This window comes from Aeromonas enteropelogenes (assembly GCF_020097295.1).
In the GTDB taxonomy this organism is placed as follows: domain Bacteria; phylum Pseudomonadota; class Gammaproteobacteria; order Enterobacterales; family Aeromonadaceae; genus Aeromonas; species Aeromonas enteropelogenes.
This window is the reverse complement of the sequence record NZ_CP083625.1, coordinates 3,546,487-3,569,967: the sequence shown is the minus strand read 5'-3', so window position 1 is coordinate 3,569,967 and position 23,481 is coordinate 3,546,487. Positions and strand designations below refer to the sequence as shown.

20 protein-coding genes are annotated in these 23,481 nt (G+C 58.8%); 10 read left to right on the top strand and 10 right to left on the bottom strand.

Annotated features, from left to right (window positions below):
• Positions 1 to 35: 35 nt before the first annotated feature.
• The 3 genes from LA321_RS16550 to selD are packed head-to-tail and all read right to left on the bottom strand — an operon-like array spanning position 36 to position 2,865.
• Positions 36 to 680 (bottom strand): MBL fold metallo-hydrolase, encoded by a 645-nt coding sequence (locus LA321_RS16550; RefSeq protein ID WP_042069425.1) that lies wholly within the window; start codon positions 678 to 680, stop codon positions 36 to 38.
• Between the two features lie 38 nt (positions 681 to 718).
• A complete protein-coding gene (gene mnmH, locus LA321_RS16545) occupies positions 719 to 1,831 on the bottom strand; it encodes a tRNA 2-selenouridine(34) synthase MnmH (RefSeq protein ID WP_042069424.1) in 1,113 nt (370 codons plus the stop codon).
• The gene (gene selD / locus LA321_RS16540) at positions 1,828 to 2,865 is read right to left on the bottom strand and encodes a selenide, water dikinase SelD (RefSeq protein WP_042069423.1); all 1,038 of its coding nucleotides are present in this window, start codon (positions 2,863 to 2,865) and stop codon (positions 1,828 to 1,830) included. The genes mnmH and selD overlap by 4 nt, the downstream gene beginning before the upstream one ends.
• Positions 2,866 to 3,183: 318 nt before the next feature.
• Here selD and LA321_RS16535 point away from each other — a divergent pair, with 318 nt between their 5' ends.
• Positions 3,184 to 3,597: a GNAT family N-acetyltransferase gene (locus LA321_RS16535; protein ID WP_042069422.1), complete on the top strand. Its 414-nt coding sequence runs from the start codon at positions 3,184 to 3,186 to the stop codon at positions 3,595 to 3,597.
• A 27-nt stretch (positions 3,598 to 3,624) separates the two neighbouring features.
• Here the strand turns inward: LA321_RS16535 and LA321_RS16530 are convergent, their stop codons facing one another.
• The 3 genes from LA321_RS16530 to LA321_RS16520 all read right to left on the bottom strand — a co-directional run bounded on the left by LA321_RS16530 (position 3,625) and on the right by LA321_RS16520 (position 7,872).
• On the bottom strand, positions 3,625 to 4,809 hold the full coding sequence (locus LA321_RS16530; protein ID WP_042069421.1) for an acyltransferase family protein: 1,185 nt from the start codon (positions 4,807 to 4,809) through the stop codon (positions 3,625 to 3,627).
• A gap of 325 nt (positions 4,810 to 5,134) precedes the next feature.
• Positions 5,135 to 6,328 carry a class I SAM-dependent methyltransferase gene (locus tag LA321_RS16525; protein ID WP_026457448.1) on the bottom strand — a complete coding sequence of 398 codons (1,194 nt, stop codon included), beginning with the start codon at positions 6,326 to 6,328 and terminating at the stop codon, positions 5,135 to 5,137.
• A gap of 113 nt (positions 6,329 to 6,441) precedes the next feature.
• The gene (locus LA321_RS16520; protein WP_042069418.1) at positions 6,442 to 7,872 is read right to left on the bottom strand and encodes a methyl-accepting chemotaxis protein; all 1,431 of its coding nucleotides are present in this window, start codon (positions 7,870 to 7,872) and stop codon (positions 6,442 to 6,444) included.
• An 83-nt stretch (positions 7,873 to 7,955) separates the two neighbouring features.
• On the opposite strand from LA321_RS16520, the gene yccX reads away from it, so the two are divergent.
• A complete protein-coding gene (gene yccX, locus LA321_RS16515; RefSeq protein WP_026457925.1) occupies positions 7,956 to 8,228 on the top strand; it encodes an acylphosphatase in 273 nt (90 codons plus the stop codon).
• A 49-nt stretch (positions 8,229 to 8,277) separates the two neighbouring features.
• Here yccX and LA321_RS16510 read toward each other — a convergent pair whose 3' ends face one another.
• Both LA321_RS16510 and metG read right to left on the bottom strand, forming a co-directional pair.
• The gene (locus LA321_RS16510) at positions 8,278 to 8,913 is read right to left on the bottom strand and encodes a glutathione S-transferase family protein (RefSeq protein ID WP_042026260.1); all 636 of its coding nucleotides are present in this window, start codon (positions 8,911 to 8,913) and stop codon (positions 8,278 to 8,280) included.
• A 190-nt stretch (positions 8,914 to 9,103) separates the two neighbouring features.
• Positions 9,104 to 11,137, bottom strand: coding sequence for a methionine--tRNA ligase (gene metG / locus LA321_RS16505; RefSeq protein WP_042069417.1), 2,034 nt, complete (start codon positions 11,135 to 11,137; stop codon positions 9,104 to 9,106).
• A 186-nt stretch (positions 11,138 to 11,323) separates the two neighbouring features.
• Here metG and apbC point away from each other — a divergent pair, with 186 nt between their 5' ends.
• The 4 genes from apbC (at position 11,324) to LA321_RS16485 (ending at position 15,663) form a co-directional block, all read left to right on the top strand.
• The gene (gene apbC, locus LA321_RS16500; protein WP_042069416.1) at positions 11,324 to 12,406 is read left to right on the top strand and encodes an iron-sulfur cluster carrier protein ApbC; all 1,083 of its coding nucleotides are present in this window, start codon (positions 11,324 to 11,326) and stop codon (positions 12,404 to 12,406) included.
• A gap of 110 nt (positions 12,407 to 12,516) precedes the next feature.
• A complete protein-coding gene (gene udk, locus LA321_RS16495; RefSeq protein WP_026457952.1) occupies positions 12,517 to 13,161 on the top strand; it encodes a uridine kinase in 645 nt (214 codons plus the stop codon).
• Positions 13,162 to 13,224: 63 nt separating this feature from the next.
• Positions 13,225 to 13,806, top strand: coding sequence for a dCTP deaminase (gene dcd / locus LA321_RS16490; RefSeq protein ID WP_041207718.1), 582 nt, complete (start codon positions 13,225 to 13,227; stop codon positions 13,804 to 13,806).
• A gap of 387 nt (positions 13,807 to 14,193) precedes the next feature.
• Positions 14,194 to 15,663 (top strand): inorganic phosphate transporter, encoded by a 1,470-nt coding sequence (locus tag LA321_RS16485; protein WP_042069415.1) that lies wholly within the window; start codon positions 14,194 to 14,196, stop codon positions 15,661 to 15,663.
• A gap of 875 nt (positions 15,664 to 16,538) precedes the next feature.
• On the opposite strand, the gene rne is transcribed toward LA321_RS16485, so the two are convergent.
• Positions 16,539 to 19,583: a ribonuclease E gene (rne, locus tag LA321_RS16480; RefSeq protein ID WP_042069414.1), complete on the bottom strand. Its 3,045-nt coding sequence runs from the start codon at positions 19,581 to 19,583 to the stop codon at positions 16,539 to 16,541.
• A 412-nt stretch (positions 19,584 to 19,995) separates the two neighbouring features.
• Here rne and rluC point away from each other — a divergent pair, with 412 nt between their 5' ends.
• Entirely contained in the window at positions 19,996 to 20,940 is a 945-nt protein-coding gene (gene rluC / locus LA321_RS16475) for a 23S rRNA pseudouridine(955/2504/2580) synthase RluC (RefSeq protein WP_201939487.1), read from the top strand.
• Between the two features lie 100 nt (positions 20,941 to 21,040).
• Here rluC and LA321_RS16470 read toward each other — a convergent pair whose 3' ends face one another.
• Entirely contained in the window at positions 21,041 to 21,622 is a 582-nt protein-coding gene (locus LA321_RS16470; protein WP_042069412.1) for a Maf family protein, read from the bottom strand.
• A 118-nt stretch (positions 21,623 to 21,740) separates the two neighbouring features.
• Between LA321_RS16470 and yceD the strand changes: the two genes are divergently transcribed.
• The 3 genes from yceD to plsX are packed head-to-tail and all read left to right on the top strand — an operon-like array spanning position 21,741 to position 23,478.
• Complete coding sequence (yceD, locus tag LA321_RS16465; protein WP_042070015.1) at positions 21,741 to 22,262, top strand: 23S rRNA accumulation protein YceD; 522 nt, start codon at positions 21,741 to 21,743, stop codon at positions 22,260 to 22,262.
• Between the two features lie 19 nt (positions 22,263 to 22,281).
• A complete protein-coding gene (rpmF, locus tag LA321_RS16460) occupies positions 22,282 to 22,449 on the top strand; it encodes a 50S ribosomal protein L32 (RefSeq protein WP_026458762.1) in 168 nt (55 codons plus the stop codon).
• A 9-nt stretch (positions 22,450 to 22,458) separates the two neighbouring features.
• A complete protein-coding gene (gene plsX / locus LA321_RS16455) occupies positions 22,459 to 23,478 on the top strand; it encodes a phosphate acyltransferase PlsX (protein ID WP_042069411.1) in 1,020 nt (339 codons plus the stop codon).
• Positions 23,479 to 23,481: the final 3 nt, after the last annotated feature.

The window sequence follows — 23,481 nt, the reverse complement described above, 5'->3', positions numbered from 1 at the left end:
GAAGAGAGGCAGCGGCCCATGCCGCTGCCTTTTTATTACCAGATAGGTTGGGTCAGGTAGGGGTTGCTCACCTTCTCGCGGCCGAAGGTGGAGCTGGGGCCGTGACCCGGAATGAAGACGATCTCGTCACCCAGCGGCAGCAGGGTCTCGGTGATCGACTTGATCAAGGTAGCGTGATCCCCGCGCGGGAAGTCGGTACGGCCAATGCTGCCGGCAAAGAGCACGTCACCGACCCAGGCGAGCCGCTCGGATTGGCTGAGCAGCACGATATGGCCCGGGGTGTGGCCGGGGCAGAAGTAGACGTCCAGCTCGCACTTGCCCACCTGCACCTTGTCACCCTGTTCGAGCCAGCGGTCGGGGGCAAAGGCGGGAGTATGGGCAAATCCGAACATCTGGCTCTGCTGGGGCAGCATGTCGAGCCAGAAGGCATCTTCCTGGTGGGGGCCTGTGATGGTGACGCCGGTTCTCTCCCGCAACTCTGCGGCGGCGCCCACGTGATCCAGATGACCGTGGGTCAGCAGGATGTGAGTCAGGGTCAGCCCCCGCTTGGCGATGGCGGCCAACAGTTTGTCCGCTTCACCGCCCGGATCGACAAGGGCCACCTCATGGGTCTCGTCACACCAGATGAGGGAGCAGTTCTGGGCGAACTGGGTGACCGGGATCACCTCGAATTTCAACATGGGAATTCCTCTTGCAGCTCTTGCTGATAAGGGCCGGATCAGATCGCCTGGTTGGCGTGCTGCTCGGCAAAATAGTCGAGACAGGCCTGCTTGTCGCCCCGAAACACGATGCGCTCCTGCTTGTTGCCAAGCTGGTAGAGATACATGGGATCGTAGTAGCGGGTCAGCAGCAGGGTGATCCAGGCCAGATGCAGCTCGGTATCACCGCTGCGGCTTTGCTCTTCAAGGGCCGTTTGCATCAGCTGATCCAGCTCGCGGTGGGCCTGATCCCCCAGGCGGCGCTTGAGGCGGGCCAGGGCGTCGGTCAGGTAGGCGGCAAACAGGGGCCAGCCCTCTTCATTGCCATACATGGCCTGATAACGCAGCCAGAGATCATGCACATAATCCTCGCGGATCTGCTCGGCGCGCTCGTGTTGCGGCACATCCACCACCACCAGCGGTGCCTGGCACATGGTCTCGTAGAGGGAGAGCGGCAGGCAGCAGCGACCGATAAGGCGGCTCTCGTCTTCCACCACGAACGCTTGCTCGCCGTGGTGACGACGCTTGAGCAGCTCGATGGCCAGGTTGTTTTCAAAATTGATGTTGCTGGGCTGGCCCCCCGGCAACTGGCCAAACGACGACCCCCTGTGGTGGGCATGGCCCTCCAGATCCACCGCCTGGGTCACCTGATCCAGCATATGGGTCTTGCCGGAGCCGGTCATGCCGGTCAGCACGCTCCAGTGACACTCGGCGGAGGCCCTGTCCTGGGTATCAATCAGGAAGCGGCGCAGCTCCTTGTAGCCACCGGCGATGCGCGGACGGGTAACCCCTGCCTCATGGAGCCACTGTTGCACGGTTTGCGAGCGCAGGCCGCCGCGAAAGCAGTAGAGCAGGGCATCCGGCTGCTGGCGCAACTGCGCCAGCCAGCCTTCGATGCGCTCGGCGCGTACCGCTCCCCCCACCAGCTTGTGACCAAGCTCGATGGCGGCGGCCTGACCCTGCTTCTTGTAACAGGTCCCCACCTGGGCACGCTCATCGTCCGTCATCAAGGGCAGGTTGGTGGTACAGGGGAAGGCCCCCTCCTTGAACTCGATGGGGGCACGCAGGTCAATCAGGGGGATGTCGTCCAGGAAGACCCTGGCGTAGTCGGTGATCAGCGGCAATCCGCTCATTGGATAACCTCGATAAAGCGGTTGCCTTCCAGGGTCTTGATCTCGCCGATGGGCGAGAGGGAGAGGCCGGCGTCACGGGCGATGGCGAGCAGGGCTTCCTCGCTCTCCTTGCCCACGGCTACCAGCAGGCCGCCACTGGTCTGCGGATCGCACAGGATGTTGCGGGTGCGATCGTCCATGGCGTCGAGCTTGTGGCCGTAAGAGTCGTGGTTGCGCAGGGTACCGCCCGGCACGCAACCCTCACTCAGGTAGTAATCCACCTCATCCAGCAGCGGCAGCGCCTTGAAGTCGAGGCGGGCGCTGACCCCTGAGCCTTCGCACATCTCCAGCAGATGACCGGCCAGACCAAAACCGGTCACGTCAGTCATGGCGTGGACCCCCGGCAGCGCGGCGAATTGCTGGCCGATCTTGTTGAGGGTACACATGGCGTTGGGGGCCAGTTGCTCGTGCTCGGGCTTGAGCTTGCCCTTCTTCTGGGCGGTGGTGAGGATGCCGATGCCAAGGGGCTTGGTCAGATAGAGGGTGTCACCCACCTTGGCGGTGTCGTTCTGCTTGATGGCGTCCAGTGGCACGATACCGGTCACCGCCAGGCCGAAGATGGGTTCGGGGGCATCGATGCTGTGGCCGCCGGCCAGTGAAATCCCTGCCTCGTGGCATACCTGACGACCGCCGTCGATCACCTGTTGGGCCACTTCGGCGGGCAGGGTGTTGATGGGCCAGCCGAGGATGGCGATGGCGACGATGGGCTTGCCGCCCATGGCGTAGATGTCGCTGATGGCGTTGGTCGCGGCGATGCGGCCAAAGGTGAAAGGATCATCGACGATGGGCATGAAGAAGTCGGTGGTGGAGACAATGCCCTGACCGTTGCCGATATCGACCACGGCCGCGTCATCCTTACTGCTGTTGCCGACGATAAGGGTCGGATCGTTGAACCCCGGGATCTGGCTCTTGAGAATGGTATCGAGCACCTTGGGAGAGATTTTGCAGCCACAACCAGCGCCGTGGCTGTATTGGGTCAGACGAATGGAAGACATACTTACCCCCTTGCTTGTGCAGGCGCTCCGGTGGGGCGCCTTGATAAACGGGCGGAATGCACCGCAAAAAACGGGTGGCCTTGGTTGCCATCAAAGGCGGCGGCGCAGGCAGTCACGCAGGGCTGCCAAGCCGGACGGGGAAAGGGGGCGACCAGATGCGCCAGCGTAGCCCCGTCAAGGGCCACAGGATGGGGTATTATGCCACAATCGGCCCCGCAGGTTCGAACAGGAATTCATGGCCAAAACGACCAATTGCTGGACAATTGGCCCCGTTATCGGGAGAAATGGGTCATAAATGGCACATTACAAGGAGTTCAGGTGAACACGACACTGCGGGTCAACCATCCCATCACGCCAGAAGCCTTCGTCCAGTTGCTGGAGAAGACCACATTGGGGGCCAGGCGCCCCACGGAGAATTTGTCGACCATTCAGGGCATGCTGGATAACGCCGGTTTGCTGGTAACCGCCTGGCAGGGAGAGGAACTGGTAGGGGTGGCCCGCTCGGTGACCGATTTCTGTTACTGTTGCTATCTCTCTGATCTGGCGGTGACCGAGGCGGTGCAAGGGCTGGGGATTGGCAAAGCATTGATCCGAGAGACCTTCCTGCAGTTGCAACCGGGTTGCAAGTTGATCCTGCTGGCCGCCCCCCAGGCGGTGGATTACTACCCCCGCCTCGGGTTTGGCCAGCATCCCAGTGCCTGGGTCATGAACAGTCTGGACGAGCTGAGCTAACCGGCCTGGCCCATCCGAGGGACGCTATCATCCCGCCCGCTCCAATGCCGGTTGGCGCGCCTGACCAACGCGGCGCAGGCGCCGCTGCAGTGGTCGCTCAAAAAGGTGATAACTCACCGCCGAGAGCGCGATCAACACCGCCAGCATCAACAGGGTCGCCACCACTCCCAGCAGTGGATTGGTCTGGGCATACCACCATGCGGTGAGCTCGGGCGCCAGGTAGTGGATAAGCTCACAACCGGTGAGCAGCACCAGAGCATGGAGCAGGTAGATGGAGTAGGAGAGATCCCCCAGCCAGTTGGTGAGGCGGTTATCGAGCAGGCGCAGTAGTGGGCTTTGGCGCTTCCCTTGAGAGGCAGCAATCCAGATAAGTAGCACGTAGGCGCAGATCAGCAGCAGGGTCAGTTGCGGCGTCATGGTGAACTGCAGCAGCACGAAGGGCAGAAGGAAGGCGATAAGCAGTGGCAGATCCTGCTGCATCATGGGCAAACTCCGCGCTGCCTTGACCCTGGGCAGCAACCAGAGGCCGAGCACGAATTCACTTACTCCACGACCGACCGCCAGTGCCCCGCTGGTGACATCCAGCGTCCCCCGGCTATGCACGATAAAGGCCAGCACCGTCAGGGCAAGCAAGGGGGAGAGGTGACTCCAGCGGCTGCGGGTGACCGCGAGCGGAATGAGCAGCGGGAACAACAGATAGCTTATCCACTCCACGCTCAGGGACCAGGCGGCGAAGTTCCAGGTCAGCCCCTGATCCGTCACTACCTGCAGCAGCAAGAGTGCACTTGGCAGCGCCTCGGCCGGGGTGAAGGGGGAACCAAACGGAGGCATTCCTTCCCACTCCCACATCTTGAACAGGGGGCCGCCGTAGAAGCCCACTCCGTGCCGCGCCTTGTAAAGCTCCCAGCCTACCAGCAGCACCAGGGTCACAATATAGAGGGGGTAGACCCGGGTCAGTCGCAGCCAGAGAAAGCGGCCATAGCTGACGGTGCGGCGGGGGGCGGTGAAGGCCTCACCGTAGACATGGGCCAGCACCAGCCCGCTCAGGATAAAGAAGAGATCGACCCAGAGATAGCCATTCTCGATGAGTTGGGTGACCCCAGCTATCGACTCCATCCATTGGGGAAAGAGCAACAGACGGGCGTGGAACAGCACCACCATCAGGGCAGCGATGCCCCGCAGCGGCGTTAACAGCGGCAATGATTGATTCATGACGTTATCCCTTGTGATGTTCAGCTTGGCCTGACATCGATTTTTGTTGTTGTGCCGACCCCTCAGTCCTGATAGGGCAGTTCCCGGACGCAGGATCGCCTCAGGCTGGCTTACGTTACGAAAAAGAGAGTCATACGAGTGTGATTAAAGTCATAAATGTGCACTTATTGTGCAAAAACACGCAGTAAAGGGTGACAGGGGCCAAGCAAGCAGGGCGAGAAGGTGAAAGGAGAGGGGGCGGGTACGGCACAGACAACAAGGGCGCGGCAAAAAAATCAGGCCCGCAATGGGGCCTGATTGATCAAAAGGGGAGGGAGCTTGCCGATCAGCGGGCGCGCACCACCAGCCCCTTGAGGTAGAAACCTTCCGGATAGGCGGTACCGATGGGGTGATCGGAGGCCTGGGAGAGCAGCTCCAGGATCTGGGCATCGCGACCGGCATCGAGGGCCGCATCAGCGACGATCTTCTGGAACAGGCTCTGCTCCATCAGGCCGGAGCAGGAGTAGGTGAGCAGCACGCCGCCCGGCGCCAGCAGTTGGAAGGCCAGCATGTTGATGTCCTTGTAGCCACGGCAGGCACCCAGCAGTTGGGCCTTGCTCTCGGCAAACTTGGGGGGATCCAGCACGATGACGTCGAACTTCTCGCCCTTCTCGCGGTATTCGCGCAACAGCTTGAACACGTCGTGACGCACGAACCGGGTATTGCTGGTGTCCAGGCCGTTCAGCTCGGCATTCTGGCGGGCGATGTCCAGTGCGTTCTGGGAGAGATCGACGTTGACCACCTCCTTGGCGCCGCCCTTGAGGGCATAGACGCCAAAACCGCCGGTGTAGCAGAAGCAGTTGAGCACCCGCTTGCCTTCGGTATATTTGGCGGCCGCCTGACGGTTGTCACGCTGATCCAGATAGAAGCCGGTCTTGTGACCGTTGCGGATGTCCACCAGGATCTTGACGCCGCCGTTCTCCTCGATCATCACGGGTTCGTTCGGAGTCTCGCCGTAAATCACGCCGGTGCGCTCTTTCAGACCTTCCTTCTTGCGTACCGCCACATCGGAGCGCTCATAGATGCTGCACTCTGGGTAGAGGGTGCGCAGGGCCTGGGTGATGAGGTCACGCTGGAACTCGGCACCGGCGGAGAGGATCTGGCACACCAGAAAATCGGCGTAACGATCGATGGTCAGACCCGGCAGGCCGTCGGACTCGGCGGCGCACAGGCGATAGCCGGTGAGACCCTGGCGCTTGATCAGTGGATCGCGGGACTCCTGGGCATAGGAGAGGCGGCGGATAAAGAAGTCGAGATCGATGATCTCGTCCTTGTCGAAGGTCCAGACCCGGGCGCGGATCTGGGAGCTGCCGGACCAGGCGCCACGGGCGAGCCACTTGCCATCGTTTGAGTAGATCTCGACGGTGTCGCCGTCGATGGGGTTGCCCTGAACCCGCTCGATCCCCTTGGAGAAGATCCAGGGGTGGCGACGCAGCAGGGATTTTTCGCGGCCTTTGACGAGATAGATGGAAGCGCTCATGGGTAGTTGCCGATGGTAGAAAGAAAAGGGGCCACATTCTATGTGGCCCGCAGGTAAAACTCAAACGACCCGGCGCATTTACGCCCTCTGGCCTGATCTGGCGAAATGCGCGATTAGATCTTGATCCCCTTGAGGGCCTGGGTCAGTTCGCTGGCGGTGGCTTTCAGTCCCTGGGTGCCGGCCACAGAGGCGCTGGCGGACTCCTCCACCTGCGCCGCCTCGTGGCGCACCTGATCCAGGTTGTGGCTGATCTCGGCGGCCACCGAGCTCTGCTCCTCGCTGGAGGTGGCGATCTGGGTGCTCATCTCCAGCACCGCATCGCTGTGGTTGCTGAGCTTTTCGATATCCAGCCCCACTTCGCTGATCAGCTGCTGGCTGCTGGCGGCGCGACCGACGGTCTTCTCCATGATGTCGTTCAGCGCCCCGGTGCCGGCCTGCAGCTCTTCAATCATCTGCTGGATCTCCACCGTCGCCTGCTGGGTGCGGCTGGCGAGGGTGCGCACCTCGTCGGCGACTACCGCAAAACCGCGCCCCTGCTCGCCGGCGCGGGCGGCCTCGATGGCGGCATTGAGCGCCAGCAGGTTGGTCTGCTGGGAGATGGCGTTGATGACGTTGATCACTTCGTTGATGCGATTGGCGTTGTGGGTCAGCCGCTCCACCGCGCCGGAGGCGTTGCCAATCTCGTCGGTCAGGGTGCGAATAGCCTCTATAGTACGGGCCACCCGCTCGGCACCATTGGTTGCCTCTTCGCTTGACTGGCGAGTCTGCTGCAGGGTGTCGTTGGCGTTGCGGGCCACTTCCCGAATGGCGGCGGACATCTGCTCCATGGCGGTGGCGAGAGAATCCATGTGCAGGCGCTGGGCGCGGGCCATGGCTTCCCCTTCGCCGGCGTGCTCGCGAAACTCGTCCGCCGCCAGGGTGAGCGCCTCGGCGGACTCTTCCACCAGTTTGACTATCTTGTGTTGACGGTCGGTGAAGCGGTCTATGCTGCCCGCCAGCACCGAGAATTCGTCCCGCACCGGGAAGAAGTTAAGACGAAAGGTGAGGTCCCCGTCGGCGACGGTCTGCAACGCCTTGTTGGTGGAGTAGAGGGCGCCGGAAACAAAGGTCATCATATAGTGGATGACCAGGGCCATCAGGACTGCGAGGACGGCGATGAGGATCAGAGTTGAGCCCTGATCATCCCACATGGATAGATTGCTGACATCGAGCTGGCCGGTGACGTAGCCCGCCTGGCCCGCTGCGGCGCTGAACCGGTAGTGCTCCCCCTGTTGCTGCAGGCCGGCGCTGCCTTGCGCCTCCAGACGCAGATTGGCGGGCAGGGCGAGGCCGGGTTGCTGGCTTACCAGCTGAGCCACTGTTTCGACCTGCTCTTGCAACTGCTGGACTCTGAGCTGGATCTCCTGTTCATGACTGCTGGCCAGCATGTACCAGCTGAGAAAGGCGATGATCAGCAGTGGGAGCCAGAACGAGACGTAGAATTTTTCACCAATGGTCAGGTGAATGAGATAGCGGTCAACCCAACGGAATTTAACTTCTTTCATAATGGAGCTGCATCCTGCAGAAGAGAGAGTGTCGCGCACATTATCGTCTTGGCAGCCAATTCCTTAAGCAGAAGGTGTGAGAAATGGGAGAGCAATCGTTTGTCATTCGGGTGTGGGGACAGGTTCAGGGCGTCGGGTTTCGCTATTTCACTCGCGAGCGCGCCCTGCAACTGGGCCTGCGAGGGCATGCCTACAACCTGGAAGATGGCTCGGTGGAGATCCTGATCTGCGGTCCAACGCAGGGGGTACAGATGATGCTGGGCTGGCTGGAGCATGGCCCGCGTACCGCCAGGGTGACCCGGATGGAGTATGAAGAGGCGCCGCCGCCCAAGGGACAGGGCTTTCATACCAATTGAGATCGACGAAAGGAAGCGGGAGCCCCGTGGGCTCCCGCTTTTGTTTGCATTATTTGGCCTGTGCGGCGTCGGCGATGGCCTGGGTCTTGGCGAGCACCGCCTGCAGGGCCGGGCGTTTGGCCAGGCGATCCCGATAGGCCGCGAGTTTTGGCGGTATGCTCTGCTCGAAGCGGGTCGCCCACATCAGGGTATGGGCCAGCAGCAGATCCGCGATGGTGATCTGCTCCCCCAGCAGGTAGCCCTGCTCGGGCACCCAGGATTCGGCAATGGCAGCTGCCTTGTCAAACTCCCACTTGGCGGTGGGGAAGATGGCCGCCAGGCGCTGGGCCTCGGGCAGGGCGAAGCGATGCTTGCCGATGGTCCAGAGCGGCTGCTCCAGCTCGCAGGTGATGAAACTGACCCACTGGGCGTGCAGCGCCGAGGCCTGCGTCCCTCTCTCTGGCAGCCACTCTGGCCCGTAGACCTCGGCCAGGTACTGCATGATGGCGGCAGACTCGGTCAGAACGAACTCCCCATCCTTGATCACCGGCATTTTGCCGCTCGGATTGAGGGTCAAAAACCAGTCGCTGCGGTTTTCCCCCTTGGCAAAGTCGAGAAACTGGAATTGCCACTCGATACCCAGCTCTTCCAGCAACCAGGAGACACGCAGTGCCCGGCTGACAGGGGTTCCATATAAGGTGATCATGCTTACTCCTTGCCGTGATGAATGACGGATCGGCGACCCGACGAGAACCGCCAGTCTAGGCAAATTGCACGATGGCGACAACCATCCGCGAGGAAGGAGGGCAGTCTTCTTGTTAGCCCTTGGCGCAGCGGCGCGGGCATGAAAAAAGAGAGGCCAAGGGCCTCTCTTTGAATGGGATGTGAAATTGCGCTTACTTGACGCGCATGCCGGGCTGGGCGCCTTCCTGGGGCTCCAGGATCCAGAGATCCTTGCCGCCGGGGCCGGCAGCCAGCACCATGCCTTCGGACATGCCAAAGCGCATCTTGCGCGGGGCCAGGTTGGCCACCATCACGGTCAGCTTGCCTTCCAGATCTTCGGGGTTGTAGGCGGACTTGATGCCGGCGAACACCTGGCGGGTTTCGCCGCCGATGTCGAGCTGCAGTTTCAGCAGCTTGTCCGCTTCCGGCACCGCTTCGGCCTTCTTGATCAGCGCCACGCGCAGGTCAATCTTGGCGAAGTCGTCGTAGGCGATAGTCTCGCTGATGGGGTCATCAACCAGCGGGCCGGTCACTTTCGGCGCCTGCTCCTTGGCCAGATCCTCCTTGGAGGCTTCGATCATGGCTTCAATCTTGGCCGGCTCGATGCGGGAGAACAGCGCCTTGAACGGAGCGACTGTGTGGTCGACCAGCGGGGCGGCGATGCCATCCCAGGTCAGGGTCTCACCCAGGAAGGCCTCGGCGCGCTCGGCCAGCTGGGGCATGACGGGCTTCAAGTAAGCCATCAGCACGCGGAACAGGTTGATACCGACGGAGCAGACCGCTTGCAGCTCGGCATCTGCCCCTTCCTGCTTGGCGATGACCCAGGGGGCCTTGTCGTCCACATAGCGGTTGGCCTTGTCGGCCAGGGCCATGATCTCGCGGATGGCGCGGCTGAACTCGCGGCTCTCGTAGGCTTCACTGATGGCGGCGCGGGCGTTGGCGAACTCGGCATAGAGCTCGGGCTCGGCACAGGTGGCGGCCAGTTTGCCGCCGAAGCGCTTGGCGATAAAGCCGGCGTTACGGGAGGCTAGGTTGACCAGCTTGTTGACCACGTCGGCGTTGACGCGCTGCACGAAGTCTTCAAGGTTCAAGTCCAGATCGTCGATGCGGCTGTTGAGCTTGGCTGCGTAGTAGTAGCGCAGGCACTCCGGATCCAGGTGGTTCAGGTAGGTGGAAGCCTTGATGAAGGTGCCCTTGGACTTGGACATCTTGGCGCCGTTGACGGTCACATAGCCGTGTACGTTGACCTTGGTCGGCTTGCGGAAACCCGCCCCTTCCAGCATGGATGGCCAGAACAGGCAGTGGAAGTAGGCGATGTCCTTGCCGATGAAGTGGTAGAGCTCGGCGTCGGAATCCGCTTTCCAGTAGCTGTCAAAATCGATGTCGCCGCGCTTGTTGCACAGATTCTTGAACGACGCCATATAGCCGATGGGGGCATCCAGCCAAACGTAGAAGTATTTGCCAGGGGCGCCCGGGATCTCGAAGCCGAAGTAGGGGGCGTCACGGGTGATGTCCCACTGCTGCAGGCCGCTTTCGAACCACTCCTGCATCTTGTTGGCCATCTCTTCCTGGATGGCGCCGGAGCCGCGTACCCAGCCGGCCAGCCAGGCTTCAAACTGGGGCAGGTCGAAGAAGAAGTGCTCGGAGTCTTTCATCACCGGGGTCGCGCCGGAGACGGCGGATTTCGGATCGATGAGTTCGGTCGGGCTGTAGGTGGCGCCGCAGCTGTCGCAGTTGTCACCGTACTGATCCGGGGACTTGCACTTGGGGCAGGTACCCTTGACGAAGCGGTCCGGCAGGAACATGGCCTTTTCCGGATCGAACAGCTGGGAGATGGTGCGGCTGCTGATTTTGCCGGCCTCTTTGAGACGGGTATAGATGAGGCTCGCCAGCTCGCGGTTCTCTTCGCTGTGGGTGGAGTGATAGTTGTCAAAACTGATGTTGAAGCCGGCGAAATCGGCCTGGTGCTCTTTGGAAACCGCCGCAATCATCTCTTCCGGGGTGATCCCCATCTGCTGCGCCTTGAGCATGATCGGGGTGCCGTGGGCATCATCGGCACAGATGAAGTGGACCTGATGACCGCGCATTCGCTGATAACGAACCCAGATATCGGCCTGGATGTGTTCCAGCATGTGGCCAAGGTGAATGGAGCCATTGGCATAGGGAAGGGCGCAGGTTACCAGCATTGTACGAGGATCAGTTGCCATAATACGTTCTTGATGTGCTTGTTGGGATGATACAGTGCCGTGCATGTTACCCGAATTGGGGGTAGCCTGCCTAGGGTTGTGGCGCTGCCCCGCCCGGTGGACGCCGTGTTGAGCGCGGCAGGCAAGCCACTGATTTGTGTGCGGTAACCGTTCACCTCAAGATAATGACGAGATAATGAGGAGTTAATGGTGATTGATTCAGTAAAACAGATCCTCGCCGAATTTAAGCCTGCCGGCTGGCACAAGGATCTGGTCGATGCCGGCTTCGTGCGCGAGATCATCCATGAAGATAAGGGGCTCACCATTCGGCTGGTGCTGCCCTTTGCCGGTCTCTCGCTGCTTGAGCAGCTCAAGGAGGACTTCGACGCCAGGCTGCGCACGGCGACCGGGGTCTCCCGCATCGACTGGCAGCTGGAGATAGACGTCGCCAGCATGCCGCGGGCCCAAGGTCTGGCGGCGGTGCAGGGCATTCGCAACATCATCGTGGTCGCCTCCGGCAAGGGGGGGGTGGGCAAGTCCACCACCGCCGTCAACCTGGCGCTGGCGCTGCAAAAGGAGGGGGCGCGGGTCGCCATTCTGGATGCGGATATCTATGGCCCCTCCATCCCAACCATGATGGGTACCCTCAAGGAGCGACCCGTCAGCCATGACGGCAAGATGATGGAGCCGGTCATGGCGTGCGGCCTCAAGAGCAACAGCATCGGCTATCTGGTTGCCGAGCAGGACGCCACCATCTGGCGCGGTCCTATGGCGAGCAAGGCGCTGGCGCAGATCATGGGTGAAACGCGCTGGGGCGAAGTGGATTATCTGGTAGTGGACATGCCGCCAGGCACCGGCGACATCCAGCTCACCATGGCCCAGCAGGTTCCCACCTCGGGGGCGGTGATCGTCACCACGCCGCAGGATGTGGCGCTGGCCGATGCGCGCAAGGGGGTGGCCATGTTCAACAAAGTCGATGTACCCGTGCTCGGCATCATAGAGAACATGAGCTACCACGTCTGCAGCGCTTGCGGTCATCACGAACCGCTGTTTGGCACCGGCGGTGGCCAGAAGATGGCGGAGCAGTATCATGTGGCGCTGCTTGGCCAGATGCCGCTGCACATCGACATTCGCCAGCACATGGATGATGGCTGTCCGACCGTGTTCGGTGCGCCGGAAGGCACCCTGGCTCAGGCCTATCTGAAGCTGGCCCGCAGGGTAGGGGCTGAACTCTTTTTCAGCGCAAAACCGATTGCGACCCCCCTCTACACCCGGGCGCTGGGTGATTAATCGGCTGTCGATAGCTTGAAAAGGAATTGAGGGTGGGCATGGCCCACCCTTTTTCATATAATGGATCGGTTTAAATCATCCCCACAGCTCTTCTCTTTTAGGTATTTGTCATGTCTGATACTCAACATTCGTGTGTGATCATCGGTATTGCGGGCGCGTCTGCGTCCGGTAAAAGTCTTATCGCCCAGACCATTTATGAAGAGCTGGTGGCTGAGCTGGGGGCTGGGGAAATCGGTGTCATCTCCGAGGATTGCTACTACAAGGATCAATCCCACCTGACCATGGAAGAGCGGGTCAAAACCAACTATGACCATCCCAGCTCCATGGATCACAGCCTGCTGGTAGAGCACCTGGGTTCTCTGCTCAAGGGGGAGGGAGTCGAGATCCCGCAATATTCCTACTCCGAGCACACACGGATGAGTGAAGTGACCCGCTTTGCGCCGCGCAAGGTGATCATTCTGGAAGGGATCCTGCTGCTGACCGACAGCCGTCTGCGCGATTTGATGGATGCCTCCATTTTCATGGATACCCCGCTGGATATCTGCCTGCTGCGCCGTCTGGTGCGCGACGTGCAGGAGCGTGGCCGCACCATGGATTCCGTACTCAAGCAGTACCAGAAAACCGTGCGCCCCATGTTCCTGCAGTTTATCGAGCCTTCCAAGCAGTATGCCGATGTTATCGTGCCCCGTGGCGGCAAGAACCGTATCGCGATCGACATGCTCAAGGCGCGTATCCGCCACATGTTGATTGGTTAAGATGAAACAAGCCGGGTGATGCCCGGCTTTTTTAAATGAATAATTTGTCAGGAGAGTCGCCCAATGCGTCTTTGTGATACCGATATCGAACGTCATCTGGATGAAGGCAAGATCGTCATCGAACCCAGACCCGGTGTGGAGCGGATCAGTGGCGTCAGCGTCGATGTGCTGCTCGGCAACGAGTTTCGGGTATTTCGCGATCACACAGCCCCCTATATCGATTTGAGCGGCCCGAGCAGTGAAATGGCCGACGCCATCGATCGGGTGATGAGCGACGAGATCCACATTCCGGATGGCGAAGCCTTCTATCTGCACCCGGGCCAGCTGGCGCTGGCTGTCACTTATGAATCCGTTACCCTGCCTGCGGATATTGTCGGCTGGCTGGATGGTCGTTCTTCGCTGGCGCGCCTTGGCCTCATGGTGCACGTTACCGCACACCGCATCGATCCGGGTTGGTCCGGCCGCATCGTGCTGGAGTTCTACAACGGCGGCAAGCTGCCGCTGGCGCTGCGTCCCAAGATGAAGATCGGCGCGCTGAACTTCGAGATGCTCTCGGGGACTGCGGCACGTCCCTACAACAAGCGGGAAAACGCCAAGTACAAGAGCCAGCAGGGCGCCGTTGCGAGCCGTATCAACCAGGATTGAGGTGGCGGCAGATAACATGAAAAGGAGCACTCAGTGCTCCTTTTTTGTATCCGTCTGTCGGCAACCATGGGAATGAGGAGTCATCAAAGGAGGCATGGCCAGCGACAAAAGAAGTTTTGCAGTGCGTTTTATGACCTTGATTAGGTCGTTTTGGGATTTATAAATAGTAAAAAAAGCGTTTTTGTAATTAGAAAGCACATGAAAAAACGCGTTTTAAGCAATGATTGGTTGATTTAATTAATCCTCGACAGGCCGCATGGAACCTGTACCTAAGCTGTACTGATGAAAAATGCTCTTTTTTTTTATGGCTGAAATATTTCATGGGTGGCTATGGCGTTGGCCGCCATCTGGCATAATCCGCCGCAACTCATAAACAGGCTTTTTTTTATGTTTGAAATGTTCAGTGGTTTGGGTTTGTGGTGGTCAATCGGTTTGGTATTGGCCGTTTTTTTTGTGCTGGCCTATGAATTCATCAACGGCTTTCACGATACCGCCAATGCGGTAGCAACGGTGATCTATACCAAGGCAATGCCCGCTCATCTGGCGGTTGTGGCTTCCGGGATCTTCAACTTCTTTGGTGTCATGTTTGGTGGCCTGGGGGTGGCTTACGCCATCGTTCACTTGCTGCCCATCGATCTGCTGCTCGGGATGGATTCCACCCAGGGATTGATCATGGTGTTTTCCTTGCTGTTTTCCGCCATCGTGTGGAACCTGGGCACCTGGTTCTTCGGGATCCCGGCATCCAGCTCCCACACCTTGATTGGCTCCATTCTCGGGGTTGGCGGTGCCTATGCCTGGATCAGCCATAAACCGGTGACCCAAGGGATCAACGTGGGCAAGGCTATCGACATCATGCTCTCCCTCATCATCTCTCCTACCATCGGTTTTATCGTCGCGGCCCTGTTGCTGCTGGCAATGAAGCGTATCTGGACCAGCAACAAAATCCATAAAACGCCGGAAGAGCGTCAATTGGTCGATGGCAAAAAGCACCCGCCATTCTGGGCTCGTCTCACCCTGGTTGCGTCGGCCATGGGGGTGAGCTTTGTACATGGCTCCAACGATGGTCAGAAAGGGATCGGTCTGGTGATGCTGGTGCTGATCTGCATGGCGCCGGCCTACTTCGCGCTGGACATGAACAGCCGCGCCTACGATCTGGATCGCACCCAGGATGCCAATCATCGCATCATGGAGATCTATCAGCGCAATCAGGCGGCTTTGGGCGAGGTGATCAACTTCTCGGCGCCGGCAGCCAGCAAGGAAGATCTGTTGACTCACTGCTCTGCCGACAGTGCCTTGCAGGCGATGGCGACGCTGGATATCCGACTTGACGCCGTGCGTACTTACGATCAACTGAGCCCGAGTGATCGTCGTGAAGTGCGCCGTCTGCTGCTTTGTATCGACGATACTGCTCGCAAGGTCTCCAAACTGCCGTTGCCGGCCAAGGAGCTGACCGATCTGGCCAAGTGGCGCAAGGATCTGACCGCGACCGCCGAATACGCACCGACCTGGGTCATCGTCTCCATCGCGCTGGCGCTCGGTTGTGGCACCATGGTGGGCTGGCGCCGTATCGTTCACACCGTGGGGGAGAAGATTGGTTCCTCTGGCATGACTTACAGCCAGGGTATTGCGGCCCAGATCACCGCAGCCAGCTCCATCGGGGTCGCCAGCTTGACCGGCATGCCGGTATCCACTACGCATATCCTTTCTTCTGCAGTTGCGGGTACCATGGTGGCGAACAAGTCTGGTCTGCAGAGCCAGACCATCAAGACCATCCTGATGGCCTGGGTGCTGACCCTACCGCTGACTATGTTGCTCTCCAGTGGCCTGTTCATTATCAGCAATCATTTGTTTGGTTGAACAGCAACGTAATTTTATAAAAGGGCCTGCGGGCCCTTTTTTCTTGTCCGCAGCTTGAGAGCAGTCGATGCCTTGACACTCTCAAAAGCGCAGACAGCTTTTCAATGGGCTTTGTTGTCAGATTGCTTTTACTTGGCGACAAGAGGGGACTCCTAATTTCCAGGCTTTTCACGATGGTGATAAGGCAAGGGGAAGGAAATCATAGGACAAGACTTGAATGGCCACAGGGGTGTTGTGAGGGGAGAGCAGAGGTGAGTTAGTTGGTTAGCGGCGAAAATAGATTGCCTGTCGGCAGAGGTTGAACGTGCGGCACAGTTTGTTCTGTATGCGTGACGGCCGTATGTAGCGAAGAGTCGAAACTTTAAGGGCTAGATGATGTTCCTGTCGAGCCATTTCCGTGTTTGTTATCTCATATCAATGGCCCAAATTCATCGATAGGTGATGCACTGGTCCTATTCATTGAAACTCGCCACTGGTTATCATCCATCATCCGCCGTGTTGTTGATTTGGAAGGGGGGCCGAGAACAGAGATGTGTCGATAAGAACCTCTATATATGCCAACAAACTAAATATTAATGACAATATCTTAAACCCAGACCTGAAACCGCAAAGCTCTATAACAAAGCCTAGCAGTAAATAGTCAGGAGGCGATTGGCAAGATGATGAGAGTAATAGTGAAGATCTGACGGATGGGAAAGGGAGCTTAGTCAGAAGGCACTGGCTCAGTAGTACTTGGATGATCAAGTCAAAGCAAGTAGCAGATACCTGTATCCAACAGGACAAAACTGATATTTTGCCAACGTTAATTGTGCGACAAATAAAAAGAGCCACTCCTGAGAGTGGCTCTTTGCAAATCAGGCTTACTGATTAAGCGATTACGGACGACCAGCCGGGCAGGAAGCCGCGTTGACGGCAGCGGTGCTGCCACCATGGCGACCTGAGCTGCTGACCTCACTGCGTACCAGCGGCGGGTAATCAACCGGCTCGCGGGCAGGCAGGGCTGGGGCTTCGGCCGGAGTAGCCATCGGTGCAGATGCCTTGCGGGCGCGCGCCAGCAGACCGGCACCGTGCATAACCTGCTTGGTGATAGTCGCAGCTGGCGCAGATTCTTCCACAGCAACCTCTTCAGTTGTAGTGACAACAGGTGCGGCAACGTCTTCCACCACAGGAGCCACTGGCTCGCCTGCGATAACCGGCTCTGCAACTTCTGCGGTTTCAACAGCCTCAATCACGCTTACGCTCTCGACCTCGGGGGAGGCTTCGATGGCGATGGTCGCAGGGGCTGCATCTACAACAACTTCAGTTGTTTCTGCTTGAGCGTCAGCAACAGTGGCTTCGACCTTGTCGGCAGCTTCTTCCGCGATGGTTTCAGCGACCACATGCTCGGTCAGGGCGGCAGAGGCCTGGAGGGCCGCCGCAACAGCTTCGGCGCTCGGAATGGTGATCACCGGCACTGCAGGCTCTTCCACTTTGACCTGGGCTGCATCGGATTGAGCCGCTGCAGTCATTGTCACTTCTGCCTGCGGCTCTTCATCACGCTGGCTACGAGCCTCTTCGTTGATGCGTTTGCGACGCTGGCCTTCGATGCGTTGGTTGCGCGGAGTGCGGCGGGAACGGCGCTGGCCTTCGGCCTGCTCATCCTGCTCGTGGGCAACATTTGTTTCCACGGCGGCAGTTTGAACGTCCTCAACCGGCAGGGCAGGGGTATCAGCGGCAGCAACATCGACACGGATCTGCTTGCGCAGTTGACGACGTTCGCGGCGCTCGGCCACTTTCTGCTCTTTTTCCTGACGCGGTTCTGCGGCAACGGCAGCGGTCTCTACGGCGTCAACCATCACTTCCGCGCGAGGTTCGCGGGGGGCACGAGGCTGGCGCGGGGCACGAGGTTCACGCTGTTCGCGTTCCTGACGAGGCTCGCGAGGTTCACGTTCCATACGCTGTTCAGTGCGTACTTCACGATCCTGACGCGGTTCACGCTCCTTGCGAGGACGACGGTTGCGGTTTTCGCTTCCTTCGCGATTATCACGGCCGGCGTTGTCACGCTTCTCGGACGCATCGGCATTGTTGCGGTTACCGCGATTGTCATCACGACGACCACGTTGACCACGGCCACGGCCCTCTTCACGCTGGTGACGATGAGCCTCTTCCTTGTTGCGCGTCTCACGACCTGCGGCCGCTTTCTCGGCAGGCGCTTTCACATCAGCAGATGCGGGTTCGCTACCAAACAGACCAGCGATCCCTTTGAACAGTTTGCTGAAGAAGCCACTGCCCTGTGCCGGAGTTACCACGGTCGCGGCCGCTTGCGGCTGGGCGACAGGCGCTGGCGGAGTCGGCTGGGCAAAGCCTTGCAGCAGCGGCTGCTCGCGTTCGATCACCTGAGCCTGTTTGGGCTGATAGACCGGCTTGGCAATTTCGGTTTTCAGCTCGTAGCTGGCCCCTTCCGGGATCTCGCTCTGGCGGATGCGCGTCACTTCATAGTGCGGCGTTTCCAGATGCTGATTCGGAATGATGTAGACGCGAACATCATTACGCTGCTCCAGGCTGGCGATGGAGGAACGTTTTTCGTTCAGCAGATAGGCGGCGACATCGACCGGTACCTGAGCATGCACCTGTTCGGTGTTGTCTTTCATGGCCTCTTCTTCGATGAGACGCAGGATGGACAGAGCCAGTGACTCGTTGTCGCGGATCACGCCCTGGCCCTGGCAACGGGGGCAGATGTGGCTGCTGGACTCGTTGAGGGAGGGACGCAAACGCTGACGAGACATCTCAAGCAGACCGAAACGGGAGATACGGCCCAGCTGGATGCGGGCACGGTCCTGATGTACGGCTTCACGCAGACGATTCTCCACTTCGCGCTGATGGCGAACCGGAGTCATGTCGATGAAGTCGATGACGATGAGGCCACCCAGGTCACGCAGGCGCAGCTGGCGAGCAATCTCGTCGGCTGCTTCCAGGTTGGTCTGTAGAGCGGTCTCTTCGATATCGCCACCCTTGGTTGCGCGGGAGGAGTTGATATCGATGGAAGTCAGTGCTTCAGTCGGATCGATGACGATGCTGCCGCCGGAGGGCAGGCGCACTTCACGCTGGAAGGCAGACTCGATTTGGCTCTCGATCTGGAAGTGGTTGAACAGGGCGACTTCGCCCTTGTACAGCTTCACACGATTGAGGAAATCGGGGCGAACCAGCTCGATGTGAGCCTTGGCACGCTCGAAAATCACCGGGTTGTCGATCAGGATCTCGCCTACATCGCGACGCAGGTAGTCACGAATGGCGCGCACAATCACGTTGCTTTCCTGGTGGATCAGCACGGGAGCGGCACGCTGTTGCGAGGCCTTGTGAATGGAATCCCAGTGGTTGAGCAGAACGTTCAGATCCCACTCCAGCTCTTCCGGAGACTTGCCCACACCTGCGGTGCGCACGATGAGGCCCATGCCATCCGGCACGGTCAGTCCGCTCAGGGCTTCTTTCAGCTCGGTCCGCTCGTCACCCTCGATACGACGGGAGATACCACCGGCGCGGGGGTTGTTCGGCATCAGTACCAGGTAGCTACCGGCCAGGCTGATGAAAGTAGTGAGGGCTGCCCCCTTGGTGCCGCGCTCTTCCTTGTCGATCTGGACGATAACTTCCTGACCTTCACGGACCACTTCTTTGATGTTGGGACGACCCTGATAGGAGTAACCGGAGGGGAAGTAATTGCGGGCGATCTCCTTGAGAGGCAGGAAACCGTGGCGCTCGGCGCCGTAGTCGACAAAAGCAGCTTCGAGACTGGGTTCTACGCGGGTGATCTTGCCCTTGTAAATGTTCGCTTTCTTCTGCTCGTGGCCCGGACTTTCAATATCCAAATCGTAGAGCTGTTGTCCGTCAACCAGCGCTACGCGCAACTCCTCTTCTTGAGTTGCGTTGATCAGCATTCTTTTCATTGAGTTCTCATTATTGTGTCATTTTGATTTCCTCCACCTGGGTCCTGCCGGCGCCGGCCTCGGGTCTTCAGCATACTGGGGCAACCTCCCGGTTGGGGTATGCATGAGGCGCAAACTGAGGGCGCTCTGGTCATCACTTCTCGAGAAGGGACGTTACGGATGCCGCAGTGGAGACAAATTAAAGGTGATGTTTGTGTTCTCCATGCGTTGTACCTCGCACCCGGGAACCGACATGTTCTTGTATACACGGTGTTTCGGGATTGGGTGGCATACTTTTTGGCCACTTAGTACAAGGCTTGAACACAATGACAAAACCTTGTTTATTATCCCATTTAAACCTCTTTTATAGCAAGGCGCCATTTTTCAACAAACCATGCAGCCAAGGGGCGCAGGCAGTGTTAAAATCCGCGCCATGACACAGATACATCAACAAGTGCAGCTGCTCACCATCGAAGCTGAGCATGACGGGCAGCGCATCGACAATTTTCTCAAGACTCAGCTAAAGGGCGTCCCCAAGAGCCTGATCTATCGCATCCTTCGCAAAGGCGAAGTGCGGGTAAACAAAAAGCGCATCAAACCGGAGTACAAACTCTGCGCGGGCGACGAAGTGCGGGTGCCCCCCGTACGTGTGGCCGAAAAAAATGAGCTGCCCTCGGCCAATCTTGGGGTTATCCAGCGCCTCGAGAGTCAGATCCTGTTTGAAGACGATGCCATGATCGTACTGAACAAGCCTTCCGGTATGGCTGTGCATGGCGGCAGCGGCCTCAGTTTCGGCGTGATTGAAGGGCTGCGCGCCCTGCGCCCAGAAGCCCGTTTCCTCGAACTGGTGCATCGTCTCGATCGCGATACCTCAGGTGTGCTCCTGGTCGCCAAGAAGCGCAGTGCCCTGCGCAGTCTGCACGAACAGCTGCGGGTCAAGACCATGCGCAAACAGTATCTGGCGCTGGTACGTGGCCAGTGGCAGTCACATGTCAGGGTGGTGAATGCGCCGCTGCGCAAAAATGAGCTGCAATCTGGCGAGCGGGTCGTGCGGGTCAGTGCCGATGGCAAGCCGTCGGAAACCCGTTTTCGGATCGTGCGTCAATTCGCCGAGGCGACCCTGGTCGAATGCAGTCCGATTACCGGTCGTACCCACCAGATCCGTGTCCATACCCTGCATGCCGGTCACCCGATCGCCTGTGATGATAAGTATGGAGAAGCCGCGTTTGACGAGAAAATGCGCAACCAAGGGCTGAAACGTCTCTTTTTGCATGCCTGGAAGCTGACTTTTACCCATCCGGCCGATGGCCGCGAGATGCAGGTCGAGGCGCCGCTTTCCCCCGACCTCGACACCTTCCTGAACGGGTTGCCTCGCTGATGCCAATATCCGGCTCGCTCTTTTCGAGTCGTTGCTGATCAAAAAAACGGGAGCCTGGGCTCCCGTTTTATTTTGTGGCATTTTATGCCGAGTCATGAGGTCAGGGGAGGGCAAGACCGTGGCGCTCTAGCAGCTCGATCAGGCCGATCAGCGGCAGGCCGATCAGCGCATTGGGATCGCGTCCCTCCAGCCCTTTGAACAGCACTATTCCCATTCCTTCGCACTTGAAGCTGCCGGCGCAGTCGAGTGGCATCTCGGCCTCCACATAACGCCGGATGGCATCCTCGCCCAGAGTACGAAAATGGACGGTAAAGGGTTCTACCAATTGTTCGGCACGGCCGGAAGTGGCATCCAGTACGCAGAGTCCGGTGTAGAAGGTAACACTGCGTCCCTGCGCCGCCATCAGCTGGGCAACAGCGCTGTCAACTGTGCCCGGTTTGCCGAGGATACGACCATCGCATACACACACCTGATCAGAACCGATGATCAAGCCATGATCAACCTGATTGGCAATAGCCGCAGCCTTGGCGTAGGCAAGGCGAGCCACCAGCGCTTCGGCGGTTTCACCGGGCAGGGGGGATTCATCCACCTCGGGGGCTGCGCATTCGAAGGGGAGGCCAAGCTTCTCCAGCAAGGCTTTGCGATAACGAGAAGTTGAGGCGAGGATCAGATTCTGTGGCATAATCAGGTACCGATGAGAACGAGTACCGGCATTCTAGGGACTTGTGAGGTTAAAATCATCGGCGGTAAGGACTTTTTCCTTTGACTATCAGTTGTTAGACCTATATTATTCGCGCCCTATGCAAAAGGTGAAGTTGCCCGTTAAGGTTGATCCAGTCCGTAGTGCCTCGAAGCTGCTCGATTATGTCGGGATAGTGGAAAAGTCGCAGATGCCCAGGCTGGAGGAATCAACCGCTGGCTTGCAGAGTGATATCGAGGTATCGCTGCACTTTGGCAAAGATGTCCAGAAGTTGACCGTTATGAAAGGCACTGCCCATGCCAAGGTTGACCTGGTTTGCCAACGTTGCGGGGAGATTTTCGAACATCTCTGTGAAGCTGAATTTATCTACACTCCGCTGTTCGAAAGAACAAACGAGGAAGAACTGCCGGAAGCTTATGAGCCCATTGAGTTGGACGAAAACGGCGAGATAGATCTTCATCAAATCCTGGAGGATGAACTCATCCTCTCGTTGCCTCAAGTGGCCATGCATTCTTTAGATGCGTGCCCGCGAGGCAACATGGAGATGACCTGGGGTGAAATCGAACCTGCTGATGAGCGGCCGAATCCCTTTGCAGTTCTTGAAGAGCTTAAACGTAAGTGAATTTAGGAGTTAGCCTACAATGGCCGTACAACAGAACCGTAAAACCCGTGCCAAGCGTGGCATGCGTCGTTCCCACGATGCGCTGACCACCGCTGCCCTGACTGTTGATCAGACCAGTGGCGAAACCCATCGTCGTCACCACGTGACTGCCGATGGTTTCTACCGCGGTAAAAAGGTAATCGCTTAAGGATTGCCTTTGTCTACGCAAACTGTCGCGCTAGACATCATGGGGGGAGATATTGGCCCCTCGGAAACAGTGCCTGCCGCCGTGCAGGCACTGTCTCTTTTACCCCAGCTAAAACTTATTCTGGTCGGTGAGCAACACCAGACCTCCTCACTGCTGCAGCAACATGGCTTGCTCAATCACCCTCGCGTTCGTTTCGTGCATGCCTCCCAGGTCGTGGGAATGGGCGACAAGCCGATCGTGGCGCTGCGTACCCTGAAAGACTCCTCCATGCGGGTCGTGCTCAACTTGGTGAAATCCGGCGAAGCCGATGCCTGCGTCAGCGCCGGCAACACCGGCGCCCTGATGGCCATGGCCAAGTGTGTGCTCAAATCCCTGCCCGGCGTCGACCGTCCAGCTCTTATCAAGGCGCTGCCCACCTTGAGTGGCAAACGTACCGTGATGCTGGATCTGGGGGCCAACGTCAGTTGCGATGCCGATACCTTGCTGCAATTCGCGGTGATGGGGTCTGTGGTGGCTGAGAAGGTCGAGGGCATTGCTGCCCCCCGGGTTGCCTTGCTCAATATTGGCGAGGAGGAGATCAAGGGCAATGATCTGGTGCGCCACAGCGCCGAGTTGATTCGTCAGTGCTCCGCCCTCAACTATGTTGGCTTTGTCGAGGGAGATCGCATCTTCAGCGGCGATAGCGACGTCATTGTATGCGACGGGTTTGTCGGCAATGTTGCCCTCAAAACGGCGGAAGGGGTAGTGAGGATGATGGCCGAACTGGCCGGATATCCCCGCAAGAAGCGTACTTTTCTTGGCCGGATCGCAGGATTTCTGTTCAAACGGCGTTTTTCTTACCTGAACCCCGACCAGTATAACGGCGCAAGTCTGTTAGGATTGCGCGGCATTGTGGTAAAAAGTCATGGGCGAGCCGAACGACGCGCCCTGTGTAATGCGATCCTGCTGGCCGCACAAGAGGCCAAACATCAACTCCCACTGCAAATAGCAGATCGCCTTGAAGCTGTCTTCTCCGACAGGGACCTATAAGAA